Source organism: Winogradskyella litoriviva, assembly GCF_013249065.1.
Lineage (GTDB): Bacteria > Bacteroidota > Bacteroidia > Flavobacteriales > Flavobacteriaceae > Winogradskyella > Winogradskyella litoriviva.
In genome coordinates, this window is sequence record NZ_JABRWQ010000006.1 from 153,182 (window position 1) to 178,394 (window position 25,213).

The window sequence follows — 25,213 nt, forward strand, 5'->3', positions numbered from 1 at the left end:
TAACCTAATTAGTCTTTTATCATAGTTTCTTTGCACCACAATAATAAACAAACAAAACACTGTATAATAAAACTAAACTCATGAAAAAATTACTTTTAATCACGTTAGTCGCTTCATCTCTAGTATTCACTAGTTGTTTTAAAGATGATGATACGCCTATTATTATAGAGGAAACTACAATCTATATTAATGATAATGGAGGTGGTACAGTTGATTGCCCGATTGTAGCTGTTACTGGTGCTATTTCAGAAAATACAACTTGGACATCTGATAACATTTATCAATTAAACCAAAAAGTAGTTGTGAGCTCAGGTACTACTTTAACTATTAATCCTGGTACAATTATTAAGGGTTCTGCTGGGACAGGCTCTCTAGCTTCTGCTTTAATTGTTGCAAGAGGTGCAACTTTAAATGCTCAAGGTACCGCTGACCAACCAATTATATTTACATCTACTAGTGATAATATTACGTGTGGTGAAACTGCAGGTACTAATTTAGATGAAAATGATAGAGGACTTTGGGGAGGATTAATTGTTTTAGGTAATGCACCTTGTTCTTTTTCTGGTGATATTACAGAAGCTCAAATTGAAGGAATTCCTGCTGATGATACGTTTGGACTTTATGGTGGTACTGATGCTACTGATAGCTCTGGTGTATTACAATATATCTCAATTCGCCATGGTGGTGCATTAATTGGAGAAGGTAACGAAATTAATGGTTTAACACTCGGTGGTGTTGGTAATGGTACAGTAATAAATAATATTGAAGTTGTTGGTAATGTTGATGATGGTATTGAGTTCTTTGGTGGTACTGTAGATGCTACTAACTTATTAGTTTGGGCTCAAGGTGATGATGCTATAGATATTGACCAAGCCTATGCTGGTACTATTGATAATGCTGTTGTTGTATTAGGAGATTTCTCTGACCATGCTTTTGAAATTGATGGTCCTGAAGGAACTGCAACTGGTTCTTTTACTTTACAAAATGCCACAATCATTGGTAACACTGTAACTGATAACGGTGAATATGCTGATTACAGAAGTAATGCAATGGGTACTACTAGTAACATTTATGCATACGGATTTAAAGATTCATCTGATGTAGAACTAGATAATGACGGTGTTGCTACTAATTACAACAATGGTTTAATAACATTTGGAGTTTGGCAGGTTGTTTTACCAACTGGTGTGGCAAACGCTGCAGATATCTTTGTAAATAAAGCAGAAAATGTAACGGTAACAGGTTTAGGCTCTACTGCAACTGCTGTAACCCAAGGTTCTCAAACTGTTGGAGCAACTACTTCTAATTTAAGTTGGACTTACGCTAATACAGCTGGCGGATTAGGCTTCTAAAAAACACTTTTAATATACTTGCCCATCGTTTAAAATAAGCGATGGGCTATTTAAATTATAATATGAAAAATATACAAAACGTATTAACTTTTGTTTTCATTCTAACCTTTAGTTTATCATTTGCACAAGGTATTGTTACAGGTACTATTATAGATGATGAATTTAGTGAACCAATGGCTTTTTCTAATGTATTGGTAAAAGGAACAACTATAGGTGTAAGTTCTGACTTTGACGGAAAATACCAACTAGAACTAGAGGAAGGTACATATACTTTAGTTTTTTCATTTGTTGGGTATAAAACCAAAGAAATTACTGATGTTGTTATTAAAAACGGGGAAACTGTAATTTTAGATATTCTTTTAGAAACCAACTCCTTAGACACGGTTGTAATTACCACCTCTACAAAGCGAAATACGGAAAGTTCAGTATTAAACCTACAGAAAAAATCTGTTGTAGTAATGGATGGGATTTCTGCTCAAGCCATAAAAAATTCAGGAGCCAGTAATGTCGCTAGTGCAGTAAAAAGTGTACCTGGTGTTTCTATACAAGGCGGAAAATATGTTTACGTACGTGGATTAGGTGACAGATATACAAAATCTATTTTAAATGGCGTTGATATTCCTGGTCTAGATCCAGATAGAAACACTATTCAAATGGATTTATTTCCAACAAATATTTTAGACAATGTAATTGTATTAAAATCAGCTTCTGCTGAGTATCCTGCCGATTTTACTGGTGGTATTGTAAATATTGTTACAAAAGATTTCCCAACAAAAGCTGAATATTCAATATCTCTTGGCTTAGGTTATAATCCAGATATGCATTTTAATAACGAATACTTAAAAGCAACAGGAAGTGATACGGATTTCTTTGGTTTTGATGATGGTACGAGAGATTTACCTATACACAGGTATCAACAAATACCAGGTACATTTGATGACAGGCTTTTACTTACAACACTAACCGATAGATTCTCAAAAGAGCTTAGTGCAAAACAGCAAGCTAGTGGTATGAATTTTGATTTCGGATTTACTCTTGGTAATCAATATGATGTAGGAGATAATAAGATAGGTTATTTAGCTTCGTTCTCTTATAAAAATGAAACAGAGTTTTATAAAAGCAGAATAGATGGAGCAAATATTAAAGATAGTGAAGATGACAATAACACTAAACCGACTTTAATTTCTAGCGGAACCGAAGGAATAAACAACATTATTCTTAATGGTATGTTAGGCTTAACATACAAAACTGATTTGTCTAAATATGGCGTAAAGCTATTGCATATTCAAAATGGTGAATCTACTGCAGGTTATTTTGATCAAATTATTTCTCAAGATGGACTTGGTGGTGGTTTAGAAAATCTTACTAAAAGCTCTATAACCTACACAGAACGTTCTGTTACAAACTTACTTATTTCTGGTGACCACAGATTAAGTGATGATGACAATCCGTTAAATCTAGAATGGAAATTATCACCTACTTTCTCTAAAGTAATGGACAAGAATCACAAAATTACACCATTACAACAAACAGATAATGGAGAATCTTTTATTAGCCCTTCTGCCTCGACATATCCAATACAATTATGGAGAAATTTAATAGAAGAGAGTTGGTCTGGAAAAGTAGATTTAGATAAGAATATAGAATTATTCGGAAAACCTGCAAAACTTAAATTTGGTGGCGCATATACTTATAAATTTAGAGATTTTAGTATTGATGATTATACATTTACAATTAGTGGAGATGATTCATTTATTGCCGACGGAAATGTAAACAATCTATTAAATTCTGATAATTTATGGAATCCTACAACAGACTCAGGTACACATTTGGTTTTTGGAGATCAATTTAATGCAAACGATTCCTATGAAGGAGAACAAGGTATTGGAGCCACATACTTATCAATAGAGTTTAATTTAGCGGAAAACTTAAAAACTGTTTTAGGTTTAAGAACAGAATATTTTAGCTCATATTATACTGGTCAGAACAACTCAGAAGTATATAATAGAGAGAATATTTTAGATGAATTTGACTTTTTCCCATCAGCTAATTTAATTTATTCTGTAAACGACAAATCTAATTTAAGAACCTCATTTTCTCGTACAACAGCTAGACCATCTTTTAAAGAAGCTTCGGTTGCACAGATTTTTGATCCAATTACAAACAGGTTATTTATTGGTAATATTGACTTAGTGCCAACTTACGTTAACAACTTCGATTTAAGATACGAGTACTTTGGCAATAGAGGTCAAATGTTTGCTATCAGTGGGTTCTTTAAAGATTTCACCGATCCTATTGAGCAAACTTTCTTTTTACAAGCACCTACTCAGTTAACCATGGGTAACTTAGGAAATGCAACAGTCTATGGTGTAGAATTTGAACTTAGGCAACGTTTAGGTTTTATTTCTGAAGGTTTAGATAACTTAAAGATAGTAGCCAATGCCTCATTAATGAAATCTGAAGTTACAATGTCTGATGATGAATTTGAAAGTAGAAACTTAGCAGCACTCAATGGCGAAACTATTGATCGTGAAAGAGATTTACAAGGTCAAGCACCATATTTAATTAATGTTGGTTTAGACTACAATAATTCAGACATTGGAGTTCAATCTGGTTTATTCTATAATGTTCAAGGAAAAACTTTAGAAACTGTTGGTATAGGGTTAGTACCTGACGTCTATACTCAGCCTTTTGAAAGCTTAAATTTCACCATAAATAAATCATTCGGAGAAAATAAAAACTCATCGATTGATTTAAAAGTTACTAATATATTAGGTAGTACAAAACTAAGTGAATACGATATTTATGGAGCAGCTAACCAAACATTCTCATTAAGAGATCCTGGTACTGAAATCTCTTTAGGCTATTCTTTTAAATTCTAAGGATAAAAGAACACATAATCCCTAAAACCAAAAAAGGCTTTCTGATTACTCAGAAAGCCTTTTTTAATATATTAAAATAAAACTATTTATTAACGGCAACTTTCGTTTTATTGTTCCATTTATTAACGGTTACAATTCTAGAATCAATGTAATCTACTTCTTGTAAAGAATCACCTTCCCAGAAAAACCATTTACCTACTTTTTTACCTGCTTCATAAGTACCCAATGCTACCTTATTTCCTTCTGAATCAAAACTTATCCATTCGCCTTGTAATTTTCCATCTGCATTAAAAGCACCTTTTTGTTGTACTTCTCCATTATCATGGTAATACGTTGCGATTGTTAAATCACCTTTCTTTTCTAATTTTGTTTGGGTCTTATCTTGTCCATATGTAAAACCTACACACAGCATTACTATTACCAATACTATTTTTTTCATCTCTTTTTGGGATTTATTTTAAACTCACTACCCAAAGATAACTTATATTTTACATTTAAACAACATTTACGTAACATTAAGTTAACATATAACACTTAACAATTTGATTTCAAAAACATTAAAACATCATTAACCGCCGATTTAAACTTAATAATTAGATAATATTAGCATTACAATTTAAAAACTTTTACTAACCATATTTGTAAAGTGTTACAACAACACATTTAGTATTTCATAATTTTTATTAGTTTTTGTCGACTTAATAAAAATGAATTCTAATAAGGCTGCTTTACTTAAAGCAGCTTTTTTTTATACATGTAAAATAATAATTAGGAAACATTCAGTTAACATTAAAGTTAGTTCTTTGCACTCGACAAAAACTAATTACTAATAATGAAATTTAAAATCTCTGCAATTGCTATTCTTTTAATAGCAATAACATCTCTTAGCGCACAGGAAATTAGCGATACCTCATTTGGAAAAGGCTTAATTAATTTTACTGCGAAAGACAGTTCATTTAGCATAAAATTTGCACCTCGTTTTCAGGTGCGCTCCATCTCTTCTTGGGATCATGATGGTGATCAATACGGAAGTCCAGAACATAATTTTATAGTACGTAGAGCACGTTTAAAATTCGATGGTTTCGCATATAGTCCTAAACTAAAATACAAACTAGAGTTAGGTTTATCTAATAGAGATATTTCTGGAGCAAACGATTTTAACAGAAATACACCACGTTATATTTTAGATGCTGTTATTATGTGGAATTTCGCGGGCAATTGGGAACTTTGGGCAGGACAAACAAAACTCCCAGGAAATGTAGAACGTGTAGTGTCATCCGCAAATCTTCAATTTATTGATCGCTCATTATTAAACAGCCGTTTTAATATAGACCGTGATCTAGGTATTCAATTACGCCACAAAACAAATTTGGGCGGTAACTTTTTAATGCGCGAAAAATTTGCAGTTTCTCAAGGTGAGGGTCGTAATGTCACAGAAGGTAACGAAGGTGGCTTGCAATATACTGCGCGTTTAGAATTTTTGCCTTTCGGAACCTTTAAGTCTAAAGGTGATTATAGTCAATCTGATTTGAAACGTGAAGTAAAACCAAAATTAATGGTAGGTTTCACATATAACTACAACCAAGATGCTGTGAGAGAAAGAGGTTTTGCTGGTGATTATATGATTAGAACTGATGGTTCTATTTACGAAACTGACCAAACAACCATTTTTGCAGATGCTATGTTTAAGTATAACGGATTTTCTTTTATGGGAGAATACGCAAAACGTACAGCAGGTAACGAAATTGCAACTGAAGCTGACGGAACTACTCCTACAGGAGATGTTGTTTTAACAGGTAATGCTTTAAACTTACAAGCAGGTTATTTATTTAAAAGTAACTACGAAATTGCAGCTCGTTTTACAACTTTAGATTTTGAGACTATAACCGGATCATTACCTAGAGAACAATATACTTTAGGAGCTTCAAAATATATTGTTGGTCATAAATTAAAAGTTCAGTCTGATATTAGCTACTCTACTGAAGATGGGAATGAAGATAATATTACATTTAGACTTGGTTTTGACATTCACTTTTAAACTTTAAGAAATAACAATTACGTAACCTTACAATCAAATTGTATAACAATATTTGCAAACTTATTTTATTTAAAAATTATGGATAATATTTATTTATTAATGTTAATTGCCATTACTGTATTAGCTATTGTTGATATTGTAGTTGGTGTTAGTAATGATGCTATCAACTTCTTAAACTCTGCTATTGGCTCAAAAGCATTGTCGATGAGAACTATAATGATTATAGCGAGTTTAGGTATTTTCATTGGCGCTGTATTTTCTAGCGGAATGATGGAAGTAGCCAGGAAAGGTATTTTTGTACCAGCTCAGTTTGAGTTTGGTGAAATTATGCTCATTTTTATGGCAGTAATGATTACAGACATTCTGCTGTTAGATTTCTTTAACACTTTAGGTTTACCTACATCAACAACCGTTTCTATTGTATTTAATTTATTAGGTGCAGCTGTAGTAATGTCCTTAATAAAGATTAGTCAGTCAGAAACTGAATCGCTTGCTGACTTAGGAAAATATATTGCGACGGATACGGCTCTCACCATTATAAGTGGTATTTTATTATCTGTTATAATTGCATTTACTGTTGGTGCATTAGTTCAATGGATTTCTAGACTTATATTCACTTTTAACTACGAGCAAAAAATAAAGAATTTCGGAATTGTTTTTGGAGGTGTTGCATTAACAGCTATCACGTATTTTATCTTCTTAAAAGGATTAAAAGGAACACCTTATTACAAGGAAATGAAAAGTGTTGTTGAAGGCAATGAAGTTTATATTATACTTGGAAGTTTTGTATTCTGGACCTTATTCTCATTCATATTTGAAAAATTAACAAAAAGAACATCTTTACTAGCCGTAATAGCAGTTGGTACTTTTGGTTTAGCATTAGCCTTTTCTGGAAATGACTTAGTAAACTTTATTGGTGTACCAATGGCAGCATATCACTCATATGAAGCATGGGTTTTAGGCGGAATGGATGTAAGTATGTCAATGTCTGTTTTAGATAAAAAGGTTCCAGCAGAGCCTTATTTACTATTTATTGCTGGAGCAATAATGGTTTTAACGTTGTGGTTTTCTAAAAAAGCAAAATCAGTTGCAGAAACAGAACTTAGTTTATCTCGCCAGAGCGATACACACGATAAGTTTGAACCTAACCGTCTTTCTAGAGCTATTGTTAAAGGATCATCGCAATTATCTAGCTACTTTGGTGTATTAGTGCCTAAATCACTACAAGGTAAAATTAACAATAGTTTTGAAAAACCGCAGTCAATAATGACAAAAGACCAAAGTATTGATGCTCCTGCTTTTGATATGATTAGAGCTTCTGTTAACTTAATGGTTGCTGGTGTACTAATTGCTATTGCAACTTCATTTAAATTACCATTATCTACAACATACGTAACATTTATGGTAGCAATGGGTACTTCTTTAGCAGATAGAGCTTGGGGAAGAGAAAGTGCTGTTTATAGAGTTGCAGGTGTATTAAATGTTATTGGCGGATGGTTTGGTACTGCTTTAGGTGCTTTTATTGCTGCTGGTATTGTTGTGTTTTTAATAAATTGGAACCCATCAGTTATAATACCAATCTTATTGTTACTTACGGCATTTCTTCTTTATAGAAATTACGTTTCTCATAAAAAATCTTCAAACAAGACTGCAGAAGAAGATAGTCTTAAAGAAACAGGTAGTAGTTCTGTTCAAGGTGTTATTTTAGAAAGTGCAGATAATATCTCTAATGTTGTAAAACGTGGAAATAAGATTTACACCAACGCAGTAAACGGCTTAGCCAAACAAGATTTATCTCTACTAAAAAAGAATAGAAAACAAGTTGATAAACTATCTAAAGAGGTCGATAGTTTAAGAGACAACATTTTCTACTTTATTAAAAACTTAGATGAAACTAGTTTAAGAGCTAGTAGTTTTTATATTAATATTTTAGGATACCTAGAAGATATGACGCAATCATTAGAATATATTTCTAAGGTTAGTCATAAGCATATTAATAATAATCACAAAAAACTTAAATTTAGCCAAATCAAAGAATTAAAGGAAATTGATGTGGCATTAGAAACGTTGTTTAATGACACAAAAGTAGCTTTCGAATCTCATTCTTTTGAGCAGATTGGATCTATAATTAGTCGTAAAAAAGAAGTTTTAGATTTAGTTACAGATAAAATTGTGAAGCAAGTTGCTAGAACAAGAACAGAAGAGTCTAGTCCTAAGAACACAACTTTATACTTTGGCCTATTATTAGAGACAAAAGATTTATTAACAGCAACTATGAATTTATTAGAGGAGTATTATAACTCTCATGATAGCTCTGTAGAACCTGCAACTATAAGTACAGATGATGAATAAATAAAAATCTAACTAAAGTTTATTTAAAAGCTTCAAATCAAAATAAGATTTGAAGCTTTTTTTATTTCTAAAATTCAAAAAAGAACATCAAAAAACAAGTTAAACAAAGTTCATTCAGCAAGTTACATTTCATAGGCTAAAAATAATTCATTCTAAAGACTATTATAAATGAAATTATTAGCTATAAATTTTAACATTCAACATCCAAAAGCGACCTTTAATCGTATATATAACTTTAAACATAGAAAATAACCAAAAACCATAAAATGAAAAAAATTTCAATCTTATTAGTAACGGCACTTTTATTAAGTTCATGTGTATCTAAGAAAAAATTCTTGGCACTAGAACAGCAACATGGAGAAACCGTAAGTGAACTGACTAAAACACGAGTAGAAAAAGAAGAGTTAGAGAACAAATTTGCTATAATTGAAGCACGTGTAAGTGAGTACAACTCTAAAATTCAATCTTTAAATAGTGACGTTAAAGGATTAACACTAGAAAATAAATCTAAGTTTCAAGTATCAGAAGATGGTACTGTTGCCTCTGTTGCTAGTAAAGAAAAAATGCGTGCTACCTTGCAAAACGTAAGTGCAGAAAAATTAGCAGGCGCTAAAACTTTAAAGGATTCTATGAACTTAGCGGTTCAGTACAACTTAAGTAAAGCTATAAACACTAGCAACCTTAATGAAGAAGGTGATATGGTTGTAGATATTAACGAAACTGTAGTAATGATATCTATTGATGACGATATGTTATTTAACACAGCTAGTTATAGAGTAAGCAATAAAGCAGATAATATTTTACAGAGATTAGCCGACGTTATTAACTCTGAACCTAGCTTAGATGTTATGGTAGAAGGTCATACAGACTCTAGATCTATTAACACAGATAAAGTATCAGATAACTGGGAATTAAGTGTATTACGTGCAACATCGGTTGTAAAAAGATTACAAAATAAGTTTAAAGTTGCACCAGAGCAATTAATCGCATCTGGTCGTAGTAGCTACCAACCTTTAGTTGAAAATGATACTAGAGCTAATAGAGCTAAAAATCGTAGAACACGCATTATCTTAATGCCAAACATCGATAAGTTTTTTGCCTTAATGGAAGAAAAATAAGAAACAAATCTTTATAGATTTAATACAAAAGCATCCTCCCGTAAAATTCGGCATTGGATGCTTTTTTTTATGCCCAAATTTGTAAATTGTAAAAAATAACACGTCATGAAACCTTGTATAACACTTGCTATAATCTGCTTTTCTCTTAATATTTTCTCACAGAATATCACGTCTAAAGAACTATTACAAAACACCATAAAATATCACGACCCTAATGGCAATTGGCAGAGTTTTAATGATGAGTTTACGGTTGTAATGACAACTCCCAAATCATCTGATCGAAAAAGTGTCATCTCTATTAATTTAGCGCAAGAGTATTTTGGAGTAACAGCAACTAAAGATACCATTACTACAACCTATATTTTAGATAAAGACCAATGTAAAATGTCTTATAACGGTAAAGTTCTAGATAGCATTGCTGCCAAGGAAAAAAAGATGACTTGCAACAGAGCGCAACTATATAAAAACTACTACACCTATCTTTATGGTTTACCAATGAAACTGCAAGATGCTGGCACTAACCTTAGCGATAAAGTAGAAAAGAAAACCTTTAAAGGAAAAGACTATTTAGTTTTAAAAGTTACTTATGATGAAGCTGTAGGAAGTGATGTTTGGTACTTTTATTTTAACCCTGAGACTTATGCTATGGAAATCTATCAGTTTTTTAAAACTGATGAAAATGGCAAAGAAAAATCAGATACTGGTGAGTATATTTTGCTTTCTCAAGAAGCAATTGTAAATAAGATTAAAATGCCCAAAATAAGAGCGTGGTATTACAATAAGGACAACAAATATTTAGGGACAGATACTTTAAAGCTTAATACTGATTAAAAATACTAATCACCATTGTCTAGCAATGTATCCGTTTTACCATACAATAACTCTGCAACTTCAATTAATTTTTTGATTATTTCATTTACGTTGGTGTAATCATTAAATAATGACGATGCTAATTCTGCGTTAATTAAATCTTCCCTAATTAACTTATCAATAGATTTATTACTATATCTAATATTTTCTTTAGCCTCTTTTTTTAAATGAGCTAGCTTTATTGCATACATTTCTGACTCTTCGGATTTTCTAAATAGGTATATAATACGAAGAACTTTAGTTATTTTTTTTCTAAAACCATTATACTCTTTAAGCACAAATGCATTGTCTAGATTTAATGATAAACTAATATTTTTGTTTAATTCTCTAACGTGTTTAATAATCTCAATCATTCTACGATTAGCAATTTTTATGTCTAAAATTGTTTTAATTTGCTGGTCGTTAAGTTTTAGTTCTTTCTGTGCTGTTGTCGCATATTTTATAATTTCACCATAAATATTTTTTACTTTTTTATAATAAATATCATCTATATTAATATTTAAGTCTTTATCAGATTTTTTAATAATTTGCTTAATTTTTTCATTTGATTCTATATCATTTCTATGAATATTTAAACCATGAGCAACAACCTCAAAAACAGCATTTTTATATAAGTATTTTGATTCATTTATTAATGCTGAAATAATAGAACCTGGAAATTTTAAAACGGATGTGTTAAGGTATTTTGGTTCATCAATATCTTTATCTTTTTGTTCTTTAAAGAATTTTAGTAACGCTTGCTCTAAAGGTTTAATTATCGGAATCATTATTAGAACACCAAGCGTATTAAATATAGTATGAAACAATGCCAACTTTAAAGTATAATCAGTGGCAGCAATATTAATGGCTTCAGATATGCTGTTAACCAAATGTGCTAATGGATAAATTAAAATTAGAGCAACAATACCTGTTACTACATTGAAAACAAAATGCGCACCTGCCAGTCGTCTGCCAGCAATATTAGAACCCAAAGACCCTAAAACCGCAGTAATAGTAGTACCAACATTAGCGCCAATTGCTAAAGCTAAAGCATTCTCATATTCTATTTGTCCTGCAGACAAAGCGGTTAATATTAATGCTAGAGTTGCACTACTAGATTGTAAAATCGTTGTAATTATAATTCCTAAACCTGCATAAATAAGTACACCTAAAAAGCCAGAAACAGCGTATTGAGATAAATCTACATAGTCTTTAAAAACATCAAAGCCCTCTTTCATGTAATGGATACCAAGAAAGAAAAAACCTAGTCCAGCCAAAACATTTCCGACACCTTTTAATATTGGTTTTTTTTGAAATGAAAAAATGATTCCAAAAATTAACATAGGCATGGCTAATGCAGCTATTTTTATTTTAAGTCCAAAGCCTGCAACTAACCAAGCCGTAGCTGTAGTGCCTATATTGGCTCCAAAAATTAATCCAATACCTCCAGATAAAGAAATTAGTCCTGCACTTATAAAAGAAATAGCAATCACAGAAACTAAAGAACTCGATTGAATTATTGCCGTTACAAAAGCACCTGCTGTAATACTTTTATATAATTTATCTGTTGCTTTTTTTAAAATATTTTGAAGTGGTCCTTTTGTAAATGCCTTAAAGCCTTCTTCAAGTAACACCATACCAAATAATAGTATAGCAATACCAGCCGCTATAGTCTTAAAATTAGCGTATTTGTAAAGTAAAACTGCGAGAGCAGCTAACAGTCCGATAAAAACAGACTTTTTAATCATGGAGTAAGCTATGATTTATTGATTTTTATAAAATTAAGAAGGTTAAATTAAGGTAATCTTATTACAGACGCAAAATTAATATAGTAAAACTGTAATGAGAATTTATACCGATTATATAAACTAAAAAAGCACCTTTTTCAATTAAGAAAAAGATGCTTTTATTTCAACTTACTTCAATTACAATAGGCAATCGAAATTAAGAATTAACCCTCACAACTTGTGCATTCTTTCTTTTGCTTAAACTTCTGTGCTGCGTTCATACTGTGTTGGTAATACAACGACTTTACACCTAATTGCCAAGCAGTTACATACAATTTATTAATATCTTTTACTGGCATATCTGGATGAACCATAATATTTAAAGACTGTGCCTGATCAATGTGATTTTGTCTATTTGCTGCCTGATATATTATTGTCATCTGATCTATTTCAGAATATGTTTTAAATACATCTTTTTCGTGATCTGTAAGTCCTTCTAAATGCTGTACAGAACCATCATAATCTCTTATGCTTTTCCAGATTTCTGATGTATTCATTCCTTTTTCTTCTAACAAAGCAGTTAAAAAAGGATTTTTAATAGTGGTTTTAATTTTTGCAATATCCTTTACATAACTATTAGACCATATTGGCTCAATACCTTGTGATACTTGTCCTAAAATAAAAGCTGAAGATGTTGTTGGCGCTACTGCATTTAACGTTGTATTACGTCTTCCGTATCCTTTTAATACTTCTGGCTCACCAAATAATTTAGCTAATTCTTCTGATGCTTTTACAGATTTTGTTCTTATAGTTCTAAAGATTTCACTATTTAAATCAAAGGCTTCCTTACTATCAAAACTTAACATTTTAGATTGTAATAAAGAGTGCCACCCTAAAGCTCCTAATCCTAAAGCTCTATTTTCTTTTGCAAAGTTGTAGGCCTTCTCCATAAACATGAAGGTTTGTCTATCATCTCTATCTGGCGAATCTCTGTATACTTCTAACTTTGTTATAAATTCCTCCAAAACAGCATCTAAAAAATACACCATAGTTTCAACTGCATCTGTATCTTTCCACTTATCGTAGTGTAATAAGTTAATTGAAGATAATACACATACAAAAGACCATCTGTCATTAGTTGGCAACATGATTTCAGAACATAAGTTACTTGCGTAAATTTCATGTTTATTTTCTCTATAAACTTCTGGTGCTGCATTGTTAGCATTGTCCTTAAAGAAGATATAAGGATACCCTATTTCTCCCCTACGCTGTAAAACTTTTGCCCAAATAGCACGTTTTTCATTATCTCCATCAATCATTTGTTGCATCCACTCGTTACCAACAGTAACACCATGTGTTAATTCTTGAATTGGATTACCTTCAGTTCCTATTTCTAAAAACTCATTTATATCTTGATGATCTATTGGTAAATATGGAGAAAAACGACCACGTCTCACAGAACCTTGACTAACCACATCAACCATTTTTTCAAACAACTGCATTATATGCACTGCTCCCGAAGACTCTCCATTATTTTTTACTGGTGCGCCTCTATGACGAAGTTTACCAAAATAACCAGAAGTACCACCTCCTAATTTAGACATCATACCAACTTCTGACTGTGTATAAAGGATATCTCCCATATCATCAGAAATATGTGATCCAAAACAGCTAATTGGTAACCCACGTTTTTTACCAAAATTGGACCATACTGGTGATGCTAATGAAAAATAGCCTTCAGCCATATAGCCATAGAACTTATCTGCAAAACCGTCAATCTTTAAGATTCTTTCTGCGTTATTAGCAATTTCTCTAATTCTTTCTTCTGGAGTTGTGTCTCCTGTAAGGTAACCAGATGCTAAAAATTGACGACTATGGTCTGTTAACCATTTTATTTCTGGCTCTGCTTTGGCTTCTTTTATAGCTTCTTTTCTCGCTTTAATTAATTCATCGTGAGGTGAAGTTATTGTAGTTTGAGGATTTACTACTTTGTTTTCGTGGTCTAAATTAATGTTTTCGTTCATGGTTTAAAATAAGTCGTCGCTAGTTATACTTTTTGTTCTTTTGCTATAGTTGATAGATCGTTTTACGAAGAAATCTCCGTGTTTTGTACCTATAATTTCGTCATCAAACCATTCGGTTTGCTGTATTAATGATTCATCGATTTCAAATACTTTTTCGATGCCTATACTTACTAATGAGTTATTAAATCTATTTTTTATAAATTCATTTATAACATCTTTTGGTAAGAAATCTAATTCGCCTGCTTCAAAAATCCAATCCACAAGTTTGCTTTCAGATTTAAAAGCTTCCTCGCATAATTCTTTCACTAACATGCTGTGTTCTTCATCAAACCATGTTGGATTTTCGTTCTTTATAATTCTAATAATATCAATACCAAAATCTCCATGAATCTGTTCTTCTTTAGAAGTCGCTTCCACCACATTAGATACTCCTTTAAGCATATTTTTATGCTTATTAAAAGCCATAATGATTAAAAACTGAGAGAATAGAGATACATGCTCTATAAATAGAGAGAACAATAAAATTGACTCAGCATATTCTTTATTATCCTCACTTTTAGCATTTTTTAAAGCCGTTTCTAAATAATGAACACGTCTCATTATTACAGGCTTTTTCTTTAGGTTTTTAAACTCGTTATTAAGTCCTAATATTTCTAATAAGTGCGAATACGCATCGTGGTGACGCACTTCACTTTCTGCAAATGTTGCTCCTACTGACCCAATTTCTGGCTTAGGCATTTTATGGTAAATATCTCCCCAAAACGATTTAACTGCAACTTCAATTTGAGAAATTGCAAGCATGGTGTTTTTAATAGCATTTTGCTCTACTACAGTAAGTCTTGTTTTAAAGTCTTGAATATCACTAGTAAAATTAAACTCTGAGTGTATCCAGTAAGAATGTCTAATAGCATCCACATATTCATACAATTCCGGATACTCGTAAGGCTTTAAATTAATACGTTTTTCAAAAATATTTGTCTTCCTATTTCTTGCCTGTTCGTCTCTATATAAAATGTATGCTTTTGCTACACCATGGAAAGAGCTTTCCATTAATTTTTCTTCTACAAGATCCTGTACTTCTTCTACAGTAGGTAAATATTTGTGATCTTTTGCTTTTCTGTCTAATAAGGTTTGTAAAACATTTACAGAAATAGTATTAGCATCTTCTTTACTACCGTTTCCTACAGACAACATTGCCTTTTCTATAGCATTAGAAATTTTATTTAAAACAAAGGGACTTGTCTCATAATCTCTTTTTATAATCTGCGTAATTTCCATATCTTTTAATTTATAAGACTAAAAAGCCGTTAGAATGAATTAAATCATCCAAAATCTTAATAGTAAATCGGTAAATAGTTTTTTAATTCTTCCTTAAACAGGAATATACAGGCGAATTTTTGACACTTCTTCTAAATCTCAATTTAGATAAAACTATATTATTTTGCCCTCAACAAAGATTGACAATTGTCATTAAAAATGAAAGGGTATTTTACAAACGTTGTCAACAAGTTTTTAACAAACTCTTGTAATGCCCATAAAATGGTCATTCTATCAAAAAACATTGTAACTATTTGATATTTAGAACATTAATACCTATTTAAAGACTGTAATTTTGTAAGTTTAATAGTGTTAAAATAAAGGTCAGCAAGGGGTTTTATTGGTGGTTTTAGATATTAAAAGGAGAAAACTTAATTATACAAAAAAGAGCGTTGATAAAACGCTCTTTTTCCCCTAATAACTAACTTAAATTAATGACAATCAATTTTTAGAAATCGATTATTAATAATTAACACTGAAGTGAAAAATAGGATTATTTCATCCTTATCTTTCTAAACTAATAGCTCGAAACTGAATTAAGCAAAACCCTCATAATGCTGTATAACAAAACAGTCTCAATAAGTCAAATATGCTTATAAAATGCTTATTATCATGTTTCTAATGTATAATTGGTAAAAAATAATGTATAACTGGTGAGTCAAATTTTATATTGTTTTTTTCGCATTCTATACATAAAACCATGCATTGCACACATGTTTATATTCATAATCCTCAATATATATTTATATTTATATTAAATAAATACAATAATGTTAAAAGCAGTAATCGTAGATGACGAACCCAAAGCTATTCAAAGTTTAATTTGGGAACTCAGTAATTTTAGCAAAGAGATAGAGGTTATCGCTTCATTTTCTAATCCAGATGAAGCCTTAGTTTACCTAAGTTCTAACACTCCAGACTGCTTATTTTTAGATGTACAGATGCCTACCATTGGAGGTTTTCAGTTTTTAGAGAAAATTAATCATTCAGATTTTGCCGTTATTATTACTACGGCCTATGACGAATATGCTATTAAAGCTTTAAAGCATGAGGCTATTGATTACCTTTTAAAACCAATCGATTCTGATGATTTAAGAGACTGTATCTCTAAAATTAAGAAACATAGTGAACGTGTAATAAACTCTACAAATTTAGAGCGAATGCTCACAAATTTTAATTCTAAATACGATAAAAAACGCATAACAATTAATACCGATGGTAAATTACTCTTCTTAGATGTAGATGATATTATTTATATTGAATCTGACGGTAATTACAGCACCTTATTTTTAAATAATCAGAAAAAAATAGTTGTTACCAAAAAACTAAAAGAGGTTGATGCTATTTTACCAGAACATTATTTCTTTAGAATCCATAATTCTTATATTATTAACCTAAACAAAATAAAGGCCTTTATAAAAAATGAAGGTTACGTTATTATGGATAGTGACCACAAAATTCCAGTAGCAAGACAGCGAAAATCAGATTTTTTAGAAAAGCTTTAAGCAATGATATCTCAATTCCCAAATAAGCTTTTATTGTTTTGTATTGTACTATTATGTTATACTTCGCAAAGTTATACGCAACAAGATGAATTTAACAGCACATTATCTTCAATTATTAAATCTAAACCCAGAGAATATGTTCAATTAGATTCTTTATTAAAACCTTTTGAAAGAGATAGCATTAAAATGAAGCAATTGCTAAATACCTCTAAAAGCAATAACTATTACGAAGCATCATGCTATGCTTTAAATGCACTTGGCGTAATAAATAGAAATACCTCTAATTACAATACATCTATAAAGTACCATCAAAATGCTAAGAAATATGCAGACTCATCAAAGAATGTTGAATTAGAAATTATTAGTCTCAATATGATAGGTGTTGCATATAGACGAATGGATGTAATAAAACCAGCATTAGACTATCATACAGAAGCCTTAAAAACAGCCTATTCTGTTATAAATCCGTCAAAAACAGTTAGACGTAGTATTGCAGTTTCTCAAAATAGTATAGGTAATATATACATGTCATTAAAACAGTATGACTTGGCTATAGATCAATTTGAAAAATCACTTAAAATTGAAAAAGAAGGTAACAACCAATTAGGTCTTGCCATTAATTATCATAACATAGGTTATGCAGAAGAAGCTAAGGGTAATTTAAATACAGCGTTAACTAATTATAAAAAATCTTTAGAATATAACAATGCTATAGATTCAGAAATAGGGCGAGTTATTTGCTACAATAGCATTGGTGGCATTTATCTTAAACAAGAGAATTTTGAAGATGCAGAACCTATTATAAGAACAGCCCTAGACAAGGCATTAAATTTAGATGATCAATTCTACATTACTTCTTCTTATATTAATTTAGGTGCCTTAGAATACAAGCTAAATCAGTTTTCTATTGCCGAGAAAAACCTAAAAAAGGCACTAAATATTGCAGGCTCCTACAACCTAAAATCTTCAGTAGCTGAAGCAAGTAAGCTCCTGTCTAAAATAAATGAAAGAAACAAAAAGTTTGACGTTGCATTAGAGTATTACCAACAAGCCGTAGACATAGAGAACACCATCTTAACAGAGCAAAACCTTCAATATGTAAATGATATTGCAATAGAATATGAAAACGAAAATAAAAACAATCAAATTAAAGCACTAGCATTAGAAAATGAAGCCGTAAGACTCCGTTTAGAACGCAATAAAAATATTCTATTATACACATCTTTATTACTCGGCGTTTTAGGCACTGTTCTATTTATAATGAATAGAACAAAAGCTTTAAAAAGAGACAAACATATTTTAACATTAGAGCAAGATATGTTAAGAAGCCAAATGAATCCTCACTTTATTTTTAACTCTTTAAACTCTATTAAACTCTACATAATTAACAACGAAAAAGAAAATGCAGTTTATTATCTCAATAAGTTTTCGAAATTAATTCGTAAAATTTTAATGGCTTCAAAAGAAAAAGAGACTTCATTAGAAGATGAGCTCGAAACCATGAAACTATACATGAATATTGAAAACATTCGCTTCTCTAACGAAATAGATTTTAAAATAAATGTAGATCCATCAATTAATACAGAAATTACTAAAATACCATCATTGGTGCTTCAACCATTTTTAGAAAACTCGCTTTGGCATGGATTATCATCTAAAGAAGATAATAAAAAAATTGAACTAAACGTTATTAAAAAATCTAAAAAATTTATTACCGTTGAAATTATAGACAATGGAATAGGAAGATTAGCCTCTCAAAAAATTAAAGAGCAAAAAAAATTAAAACGAAACTCAGTTGGTATTGATATCACTAAAGCCCGACTTGCCAATTTTTCAGAATCTTTTGAAAATAGTTATAGTCTTAAAATTGAAGATTTATATAACAATGAAAAACCTAGCGGCACAAAAATTACATTACAAATACCTACGAGAAAATTAAAGACTAAAGCAGAAACCTAACCACCAAAAGCACTCAACATTGAACCATATTTTGTGGTATCTATTGAAAACTCTGTCTCCTCTAAACTAATACACTCCATGGTCATATTATTTTTTGATTTCTTTTTATCTACATAAGTCATTTCCATCATTAAGCCATTTTCTGCATACTTTTCTACTATTGCACCATTAAATCCTTTTGGCATATTTTTTACATTAGACCCAAAAGCTTTGCTAAAACTCACCGGTACATCATCTGTAATATAAAATGTAATTTTTACCTCATCGTTTTCACTTACATAACCTTCACATTCGTAACCATTTATTGTTTTTGAATCAATTTCTGTAAACGTATAATCAGACATATCATCATCAGACTTAAAATCTGATGCTTTAAGTTTTGTTTTTTGAACTACTTTTTTGTCCATCATTTCCATAAACATTGCTGCAATTTGTAATTCTGCATCCATAACCATAAATATTTTAGAATCGTTATTACCCTTATTCATCTCAGGGCTATCAAAACCAAAATATTCTTCATCTTTACTTAAGTAATAATCAAAAGTGATGTCTCCTTTTTTATGTGTCATTTTCAATTTGTAGATATAATCGAAATCATAAGAGTCAGGAAGTTCTGCTTTACTAGCTTTTCCGAATTGTGCAAACGCTGGTTGCAACATCAAAAAACAAACAAGGAATACAATATTTTTTAAAAATTTTAAAGTTTTCATGAGAGACGGATTTTTAGATTAATAAGTCCTTAACTTAAAATTTTAAAACCTAACAATCAATAGATTATGTGTAAACAGAAGCTAGTTATGTATAATTGGATAAGTAGATAAATAAAAACAAAGGAGATTCTTACAGTAAGTTTTAAAGCACAAAAAAACAATTTTGATTAAAAAGTACTAACGGTTAAAAGTTTCTGCCACTTTCTCTAACTCAGCATACCAATCTTCTCCAAATTTTCTAATTAAGGCTTCTTTTACAAACTTGTAAACAGGCACTTGCAATTCTTTACCCAAAGAACAGGCATCATCGCAAATTTCCCATTTATCGTAATTAACGCCAGAAAATTCGCTGTACTCTCTAACTCTTATAGGATATAAATGACAAGATACTGGCTTTTTCCAAGAAATTTCTCCTTGGTTATAAGCTTCCTCAATAGCACAAAGCGCAGTTTTTTTCTCATCAAAAATAACATACGCACAATCAGCTCCATTAATAAGAGGTGTTTCTAATTCGTCAAAATCTGTAGTAATAGAAGTACCTTGTTGCTCAATAGCTTCAATACCTTCTTGTCGTAAAAATGGTTTTACTTTAGGATAAATATCTTCTAATATTTTTACTTCTTCTGCAGATAAAGGTGCTCCTGCGTCACCATCTATGCAGCAAGCTCCTTTACAAGCTGATAGATTACAAACAAAATCCTTTTCTATAATGTCTTCTGAGACAATTGTTTTTCCGAGTTGAAACATGTCGCAAAAATAATTAAACTTAATCTATTTCAAAGTTGAAATGTTATTATTCGTTATTTACTATTGTAAATCTGTAATATTATTGCACCTTTGCAAAAAATTTCGAAAAATAATTGTCTTTTTTGTCATATAAGCATTTGTATTTCAAATACTTGTATCCCAAATACAAAGATTGTAGTAAATTTAAAATATTAAAAAATGGAATTAAATTTTAAAGAAATATTTACGGCTTTTATGGTTCTATTCGCTGTAATCGATATTATTGGTAGTATTCCAATAATCATAGACCTTAAGAAAAAAGCTGGACATATTGAAAGCAGAAAAGCGTCAATAATTGCTGGTGTTATAATGGTCATTTTTCTGTTTGTAGGAAAGAGTTTATTGAACCTAATTGGTATAGATGTAAATTCATTTGCTGTTGCTGGTGCCTTTGTTATATTCTTTATCGCCTTAGAAATGGTATTAGGAATAACACTTTACAAAGATGATGAAGGTGATTCAATGACCACTTCGGTTTTCCCTTTAGCATTTCCGCTTATGGCAGGACCTGGAAGTTTAACCACATTATTATCTTTACGTGCAGAATTTGCAATCGAAAACATAATCGTTGCCGTTATTTGTAACGTTATTGTAATTTATATTGTTCTAAAGACATCATCAAAAATTGAAAAAATGATTGGAGCAAACGGTATAAAAATTATAAGAAAAGTTTTTGGTGTAATTTTGTTAGCTATTGCAGTAAAATTATTTGCTCATAATATTAAAGAATTATTAGCATAAAACTATTTTTAATCATGAAGATATTCACCATTATTCTTTCAGTTATCGCAGTTGCACTTATTATTTTTAATGCTACTAAATTAAATTTTAACGCGCTTTTTGAAGGCGAAAGTCAAACAGCATTAATAACTATAGTAGCAGCACTTTGTGCACTTGTTCTATTGCAGATTCTTAGAATATCTAAGAAAATTGAAAAATTAAGTAATAAAGGTTAATGAGTTTTGATGTCTTAATAATAGGTGGAGGCGCATCAGGTTTATCTTGCGCTTTAGTTTTGGGTTCTGCTAAAAACAAGCCTTTTGCCATCGGAAAACATATCGGTATTATTACCCATCAAAAGACATCACACCTTCAAAATGCTTTATTTAATAATGTTTTGGGCTTAAAACCTGGCACTTTAGGTGAGGACATTTTAAATGATGGTGTAAAACAACTCCATGATTTATATCCTCATGTTAATCAAATTGACAATGAAAAAGTGATATCTATTTTAAAAAACAATGATGGTTATACTATTGAAACCAATAGAAACACTTATAACTCAAAAATTGTAGTAATAACAGTTGGTTACACTAACTTAATGACAATTAGTGGACTAGAATGCTATATAGAACCGCATCCAAGAGCAGCAAAAGAAAAAGATAGAATTTGGTTAAAAAATACAGACCATCTTATTGAAAAAAATTTATATGTTGCCGGAACATTAGCAGGTTGGCGTAGTCAATTCGCTATAGCTAGTGGAAGCGGAGCTCATGTAGCTACTGATATTTTAACACTCTGGAATAACGGCAAGCACACTAAAGTTCACGATAAGAAATAGCTTAATTTAGGTTAATCTTGAATAAAATGAGGATGCTCAGAACTCAAAAGAATCACTTCTTGTACCATTATATCCTCTTTATTTATAACTTCTTCAAATGCATTGTCATCAAATAATTGACGAGCAAGTGTTGCTTTTATAATTCGTCTTATTTCGTCATTATACGCTACAAAAGTGATATTTGTACGTTCTCTTTTATTTACATACTCCTGAAAACGAACTACAATATCATCACTTACTTCAAAATTATTAATAAAATCATATTTAGATATATCTTGATATATGGTTCTATCTTTATCTAATTCTTCAAAAACAAAATAGCCAAAATGACCACGTCTTCTTAAATAATTAATGGTTTCGTTATCAAATAAACGATCGACTGGCACAAATACGTCTGGTATAATTCCTCCTCCTCCATAAACTACTTTTCCTTTTGGCGTGGTAAATTTTAAAGAATCATCTACTTCAATACTTTCTTCGTCTGCCAACTCTCCTGTTCTTAATCTTTTATAATAATCGTTGTAATAATCATCATTGCTTCCATTTACATATGGTTTTTGTATTGAGCGTCCGGTTGGTGTGTAATATCTAGAAACTGTTAATCTAACAGCACTTCCATCGCCTAAAGCCATTTCGCGTTGTACTAAACCTTTTCCGTAAGAACGCCTACCTACAATAATGCCTTTATCATTATCTTGAAGTGCGCCTGCAATAACTTCACTTGCTGAAGCAGAATTTTCATTGATTAAAATATAAATTTCACCTTCTTCAAAATCACCTTTACTTGTAGCATAAACGCGTTCTTCTTTTCCTTTTTTATCTCTTGTAAATAATATTAGTTTATCATCTTCTAAAAATTCGTCAGCAATTTGTTCTGCAATACCTAAAAAACCACCAGGATTATCTCTTAAATCTAAAACTAACTTTGTTGCGCCTAAATCTTTAAGTTCTTCTAATGCATACTTAAATTCTTTATAAGTAGATTCTGCAAAACGATTCATTTTTATAAATCCTAAATCGTCTGTTAGCATATAAGCAGCATCAATACTTTTAATTGGAATTTCTTTTCGCTTTACTTCGAACTCCAACAATTCATCTTCTCCTTTTCTAAAAACTGTAAGATTTACTTTGCTGTTTTTTTCGCCTCTAAGTTTTTCACCTAAAAATTCATTATCAATTTTTCGACCATAAAGCGTATCGCCATTAGCGTATAGAATACGGTCGCCACTCATAATACCTGCGCGCTCACTTGGTCCTCCTTCTGTAGGTTTTACCACAGCAATAGTATCTTTATATGGATAAAAATTAATACCTATGCCAACAAAATTACCCTTCATGTTTTCAGTAATTCGCTCTAAATCCTCTTTTGGAATGTAAGATGAATGTGGATCGAGATTATTTAAAATACCGTTAACTGTAACATCAACAATACTATCCGTATTAACCTCTTCTACATATTCGTAGTCTATATAATCTATTAATCGATTGAGCTTATCTTTTTTACTATTTGTTGAAAAAAGGTTATCTGAAGAATCTGTAAAATTTAGTCGTCCTCCAATAATAACACCTGCTGCAATTGCAACACCTATAATAAGCGGTATGTATTTATTTTTTGTAACCATTTAGTTACCCAATAAATGGGCATCTTCTTTTAAATCTTCAATAAGTTCTAATTCAATGCCAGCTTTTTCAAGAAACTTAATTCCAGAATCGTCCTTATAACCTTGATGATAAACCACTCTTACTATACCTGCTTGGTGAATTAATTTGCTACATTCTTTACAAGGTGATAAAGTAATATATAAAGTAGCTCCTTGGCAAGACTGTGTTGATGCTGCTACTTTTAATATGGCATTAGCTTCTGCATGCAATACATACCACTTAGTGTATCCTTCATCATCTTCGCAGTAGTTTTCAAAACCAGTTGGTGTACCATTGTACCCATCAGATATTATCATTCTATCTTTTACAATAAGTGCACCAACTTGTTTGCGCTTACAATGGGATAGTTTTCCCCATTCTTTCGCTATACGCAAATAGGCTTTATCGTAACGTAATTGTTTTGTGTTTGGCATTAAAAATTTTCTAGTAAATCTTACACTTGTAATTAACGAATATAAACGGTTAGTATTTTATAACCAATTTACCATCCCTAAAATTTAACCAAACTTTAAGTATTACTGAATAATTCGCTTCCTAAAATCATCGGAATTACCAATCCTGCAACAACCGAAGATAGAACCATCACCCAATCGCGACGCGAAACTCTAAACACAGTTTGACATAAAAAACCTAAAAATAAAACGATAAATACTATTATGATTTGTGCAAATTCAATACCTAGAGCAAATTCAATGAGTAATTCTAGTTTGTTCTCACTTTTACCAGAGAACATTTTAAATTCTCTTGCAAAACCTAATCCATGGACTAATCCAAAAAATAAAGTTGTAAAAAATAACAAGCCAATATTATTTGATTTTGTTTTCTTACCACTTGTAAATACATTATAAACAGCCGTAACTAATATAGTTACAGGAATTAAAAATTCTACTAATTTACCATTAACTGTTACAATATTATAAGCAGCAAGAACTAAAGATAGTGTATGACCAATAGTAAATACCGACACCAATATGAGTACGCGTTTCCAATCTTTAAACAGGTATGGAACAGTTAAAACCATTAAAAAAAGTACATGATCATAACCATTAATATCTAAAACGTGGTTCATGCCATATTCAACATTAAACCAAAAATTATCTAACATAATTAATTCTTAGGGATTCATCAAAGTTACAATTAAAAGCATATACGTTTTTGTTAAAATAAAGTGAATAATGTTTGTTTTTTGTCATTTTCTTTCGGAATATTGTACTTCACAAAGTTCAAATAACTTATTGAGATGTTATCAAGAAAGGCAGAGGGATTAGACCCAACGAAGCCTTAGCAACCCTTAAACTTATTAAGAAGGTGCTAAATTCTACTTAATTAGCGATTCATTTATCGTTTAATTGGATAGATAACCAAACCTAA

The 25,213-nt window shown here is 30.9% G+C and carries 20 protein-coding genes and 1 riboswitch; of the genes, 11 read left to right on the top strand and 9 right to left on the bottom strand.

What is annotated here, in order from left to right; genetic code table 11:
• The first annotated feature begins 80 nt into the window (after positions 1 to 80).
• Positions 81 to 1,352 carry a hypothetical protein gene (locus HNV10_RS14065; protein ID WP_173302032.1) on the top strand — a complete coding sequence of 424 codons (1,272 nt, stop codon included), beginning with the start codon at positions 81 to 83 and terminating at the stop codon, positions 1,350 to 1,352.
• Between the two features lie 62 nt (positions 1,353 to 1,414).
• Positions 1,415 to 4,234: a TonB-dependent receptor gene (locus HNV10_RS14070; protein ID WP_173302033.1), complete on the top strand. Its 2,820-nt coding sequence runs from the start codon at positions 1,415 to 1,417 to the stop codon at positions 4,232 to 4,234.
• An 82-nt stretch (positions 4,235 to 4,316) separates the two neighbouring features.
• Here the strand turns inward: HNV10_RS14070 and HNV10_RS14075 are convergent, their stop codons facing one another.
• Entirely contained in the window at positions 4,317 to 4,673 is a 357-nt protein-coding gene (locus HNV10_RS14075) for a toxin-antitoxin system YwqK family antitoxin (RefSeq protein WP_173302034.1), read from the bottom strand.
• Between the two features lie 393 nt (positions 4,674 to 5,066).
• Here HNV10_RS14075 and HNV10_RS14080 point away from each other — a divergent pair, with 393 nt between their 5' ends.
• The 4 genes from HNV10_RS14080 (at position 5,067) to HNV10_RS14095 (ending at position 10,573) form a co-directional block, all read left to right on the top strand.
• Entirely contained in the window at positions 5,067 to 6,272 is a 1,206-nt protein-coding gene (locus HNV10_RS14080) for a porin (RefSeq protein WP_173302035.1), read from the top strand.
• A gap of 78 nt (positions 6,273 to 6,350) precedes the next feature.
• Entirely contained in the window at positions 6,351 to 8,624 is a 2,274-nt protein-coding gene (locus HNV10_RS14085) for an inorganic phosphate transporter (RefSeq protein ID WP_173302036.1), read from the top strand.
• 266 nt (positions 8,625 to 8,890) lie between these two features.
• Positions 8,891 to 9,742, top strand: a complete 852-nt coding sequence (locus HNV10_RS14090; protein ID WP_173302037.1) for an OmpA/MotB family protein — start codon at positions 8,891 to 8,893, stop codon at positions 9,740 to 9,742.
• Positions 9,743 to 9,847: 105 nt separating this feature from the next.
• Entirely contained in the window at positions 9,848 to 10,573 is a 726-nt protein-coding gene (locus HNV10_RS14095) for a DUF6503 family protein (protein WP_173302038.1), read from the top strand.
• Positions 10,574 to 10,578: 5 nt separating this feature from the next.
• On the opposite strand, the gene HNV10_RS14100 is transcribed toward HNV10_RS14095, so the two are convergent.
• The 3 genes from HNV10_RS14100 to HNV10_RS14110 all read right to left on the bottom strand — a co-directional run bounded on the left by HNV10_RS14100 (position 10,579) and on the right by HNV10_RS14110 (position 15,620).
• Positions 10,579 to 12,339 (bottom strand): Na/Pi cotransporter family protein, encoded by a 1,761-nt coding sequence (locus tag HNV10_RS14100; RefSeq protein ID WP_173302039.1) that lies wholly within the window; start codon positions 12,337 to 12,339, stop codon positions 10,579 to 10,581.
• 203 nt (positions 12,340 to 12,542) lie between these two features.
• A complete protein-coding gene (locus tag HNV10_RS14105; protein WP_173302040.1) occupies positions 12,543 to 14,342 on the bottom strand; it encodes a ribonucleoside-diphosphate reductase subunit alpha in 1,800 nt (599 codons plus the stop codon).
• 3 nt (positions 14,343 to 14,345) lie between these two features.
• Positions 14,346 to 15,620 carry a ribonucleotide-diphosphate reductase subunit beta gene (locus tag HNV10_RS14110; protein WP_173302041.1) on the bottom strand — a complete coding sequence of 425 codons (1,275 nt, stop codon included), beginning with the start codon at positions 15,618 to 15,620 and terminating at the stop codon, positions 14,346 to 14,348.
• Between the two features lie 809 nt (positions 15,621 to 16,429).
• Between HNV10_RS14110 and HNV10_RS14115 the strand changes: the two genes are divergently transcribed.
• Together HNV10_RS14115 and HNV10_RS14120 are read left to right on the top strand one after the other, a co-directional pair.
• Positions 16,430 to 17,164: a LytR/AlgR family response regulator transcription factor gene (locus HNV10_RS14115; RefSeq protein WP_173302042.1), complete on the top strand. Its 735-nt coding sequence runs from the start codon at positions 16,430 to 16,432 to the stop codon at positions 17,162 to 17,164.
• A gap of 3 nt (positions 17,165 to 17,167) precedes the next feature.
• Complete coding sequence (locus HNV10_RS14120) at positions 17,168 to 19,123, top strand: tetratricopeptide repeat-containing sensor histidine kinase (protein ID WP_173302043.1); 1,956 nt, start codon at positions 17,168 to 17,170, stop codon at positions 19,121 to 19,123.
• Here the strand turns inward: HNV10_RS14120 and HNV10_RS14125 are convergent.
• Positions 19,120 to 19,833 carry a DUF4412 domain-containing protein gene (locus HNV10_RS14125; protein WP_173302044.1) on the bottom strand — a complete coding sequence of 238 codons (714 nt, stop codon included), beginning with the start codon at positions 19,831 to 19,833 and terminating at the stop codon, positions 19,120 to 19,122. The genes HNV10_RS14120 and HNV10_RS14125 overlap by 4 nt on opposite strands.
• 177 nt (positions 19,834 to 20,010) lie before the next feature.
• On the bottom strand, positions 20,011 to 20,580 hold the full coding sequence (locus HNV10_RS14130; protein ID WP_173302045.1) for a DUF3109 family protein: 570 nt from the start codon (positions 20,578 to 20,580) through the stop codon (positions 20,011 to 20,013).
• Between the two features lie 198 nt (positions 20,581 to 20,778).
• Between HNV10_RS14130 and HNV10_RS14135 the strand changes: the two genes are divergently transcribed.
• From HNV10_RS14135 to HNV10_RS14145, 3 genes are read left to right on the top strand one after another with little or no spacing between them, the layout of a single operon-like run.
• Positions 20,779 to 21,360 carry a MarC family protein gene (locus tag HNV10_RS14135; RefSeq protein ID WP_173302046.1) on the top strand — a complete coding sequence of 194 codons (582 nt, stop codon included), beginning with the start codon at positions 20,779 to 20,781 and terminating at the stop codon, positions 21,358 to 21,360.
• 14 nt (positions 21,361 to 21,374) lie between these two features.
• Positions 21,375 to 21,575, top strand: a complete 201-nt coding sequence (locus HNV10_RS14140) for a hypothetical protein (protein WP_173302047.1) — start codon at positions 21,375 to 21,377, stop codon at positions 21,573 to 21,575.
• Positions 21,575 to 22,180 carry an FAD-dependent oxidoreductase gene (locus HNV10_RS14145; RefSeq protein WP_173302048.1) on the top strand — a complete coding sequence of 202 codons (606 nt, stop codon included), beginning with the start codon at positions 21,575 to 21,577 and terminating at the stop codon, positions 22,178 to 22,180. Before HNV10_RS14140 ends, HNV10_RS14145 begins: the two co-directional genes overlap by 1 nt.
• An 11-nt stretch (positions 22,181 to 22,191) precedes the next feature.
• Here HNV10_RS14145 and HNV10_RS14150 read toward each other — a convergent pair whose 3' ends face one another.
• The 3 genes from HNV10_RS14150 to HNV10_RS14160 form a co-directional block, all read right to left on the bottom strand.
• Positions 22,192 to 23,802 (bottom strand): S41 family peptidase, encoded by a 1,611-nt coding sequence (locus tag HNV10_RS14150; RefSeq protein ID WP_173302049.1) that lies wholly within the window; start codon positions 23,800 to 23,802, stop codon positions 22,192 to 22,194.
• The gene (locus tag HNV10_RS14155) at positions 23,803 to 24,255 is read right to left on the bottom strand and encodes a deoxycytidylate deaminase (RefSeq protein WP_173302050.1); all 453 of its coding nucleotides are present in this window, start codon (positions 24,253 to 24,255) and stop codon (positions 23,803 to 23,805) included. It abuts the gene before it with no gap.
• Positions 24,256 to 24,350: 95 nt separating this feature from the next.
• The gene (locus HNV10_RS14160) at positions 24,351 to 24,947 is read right to left on the bottom strand and encodes a HupE/UreJ family protein (RefSeq protein ID WP_173302051.1); all 597 of its coding nucleotides are present in this window, start codon (positions 24,945 to 24,947) and stop codon (positions 24,351 to 24,353) included.
• A gap of 135 nt (positions 24,948 to 25,082) precedes the next feature.
• Positions 25,083 to 25,206, top strand: a riboswitch (SAM riboswitch).
• The last annotated feature ends 7 nt before the right edge of the window (positions 25,207 to 25,213 follow it).

Excerpts from the sequence above, each read along its gene's own strand:
- HNV10_RS14110 (WP_173302041.1), bottom strand. The coding sequence starts at position 15,620 with ATGGAAATTACGCAGATTATAAAAAGAGATTATGAGACAAGTCCCTTT.
- HNV10_RS14075 (WP_173302034.1), bottom strand. The coding sequence starts at position 4,673 with ATGAAAAAAATAGTATTGGTAATAGTAATGCTGTGTGTAGGTTTTACA.
- HNV10_RS14160 (WP_173302051.1), bottom strand. The coding sequence starts at position 24,947 with ATGTTAGATAATTTTTGGTTTAATGTTGAATATGGCATGAACCACGTT.
- HNV10_RS14140 (WP_173302047.1), top strand. The coding sequence starts at position 21,375 with ATGAAGATATTCACCATTATTCTTTCAGTTATCGCAGTTGCACTTATT.
- HNV10_RS14070 (WP_173302033.1), top strand. The coding sequence starts at position 1,415 with ATGAAAAATATACAAAACGTATTAACTTTTGTTTTCATTCTAACCTTT.
- HNV10_RS14105 (WP_173302040.1), bottom strand. The coding sequence starts at position 14,342 with ATGAACGAAAACATTAATTTAGACCACGAAAACAAAGTAGTAAATCCT.
- HNV10_RS14145 (WP_173302048.1), top strand. The coding sequence starts at position 21,575 with ATGAGTTTTGATGTCTTAATAATAGGTGGAGGCGCATCAGGTTTATCT.
- HNV10_RS14125 (WP_173302044.1), bottom strand. The coding sequence starts at position 19,833 with ATGAAAACTTTAAAATTTTTAAAAAATATTGTATTCCTTGTTTGTTTT.
- HNV10_RS14100 (WP_173302039.1), bottom strand. The coding sequence starts at position 12,339 with ATGATTAAAAAGTCTGTTTTTATCGGACTGTTAGCTGCTCTCGCAGTT.
- HNV10_RS14115 (WP_173302042.1), top strand. The coding sequence starts at position 16,430 with ATGTTAAAAGCAGTAATCGTAGATGACGAACCCAAAGCTATTCAAAGT.
- HNV10_RS14085 (WP_173302036.1), top strand. The coding sequence starts at position 6,351 with ATGGATAATATTTATTTATTAATGTTAATTGCCATTACTGTATTAGCT.
- HNV10_RS14090 (WP_173302037.1), top strand. The coding sequence starts at position 8,891 with ATGAAAAAAATTTCAATCTTATTAGTAACGGCACTTTTATTAAGTTCA.
- HNV10_RS14150 (WP_173302049.1), bottom strand. The coding sequence starts at position 23,802 with ATGGTTACAAAAAATAAATACATACCGCTTATTATAGGTGTTGCAATT.
- HNV10_RS14155 (WP_173302050.1), bottom strand. The coding sequence starts at position 24,255 with ATGCCAAACACAAAACAATTACGTTACGATAAAGCCTATTTGCGTATA.
- HNV10_RS14135 (WP_173302046.1), top strand. The coding sequence starts at position 20,779 with ATGGAATTAAATTTTAAAGAAATATTTACGGCTTTTATGGTTCTATTC.
- HNV10_RS14095 (WP_173302038.1), top strand. The coding sequence starts at position 9,848 with ATGAAACCTTGTATAACACTTGCTATAATCTGCTTTTCTCTTAATATT.
- HNV10_RS14080 (WP_173302035.1), top strand. The coding sequence starts at position 5,067 with ATGAAATTTAAAATCTCTGCAATTGCTATTCTTTTAATAGCAATAACA.
- HNV10_RS14130 (WP_173302045.1), bottom strand. The coding sequence starts at position 20,580 with ATGTTTCAACTCGGAAAAACAATTGTCTCAGAAGACATTATAGAAAAG.
- HNV10_RS14120 (WP_173302043.1), top strand. The coding sequence starts at position 17,168 with ATGATATCTCAATTCCCAAATAAGCTTTTATTGTTTTGTATTGTACTA.
- HNV10_RS14065 (WP_173302032.1), top strand. The coding sequence starts at position 81 with ATGAAAAAATTACTTTTAATCACGTTAGTCGCTTCATCTCTAGTATTC.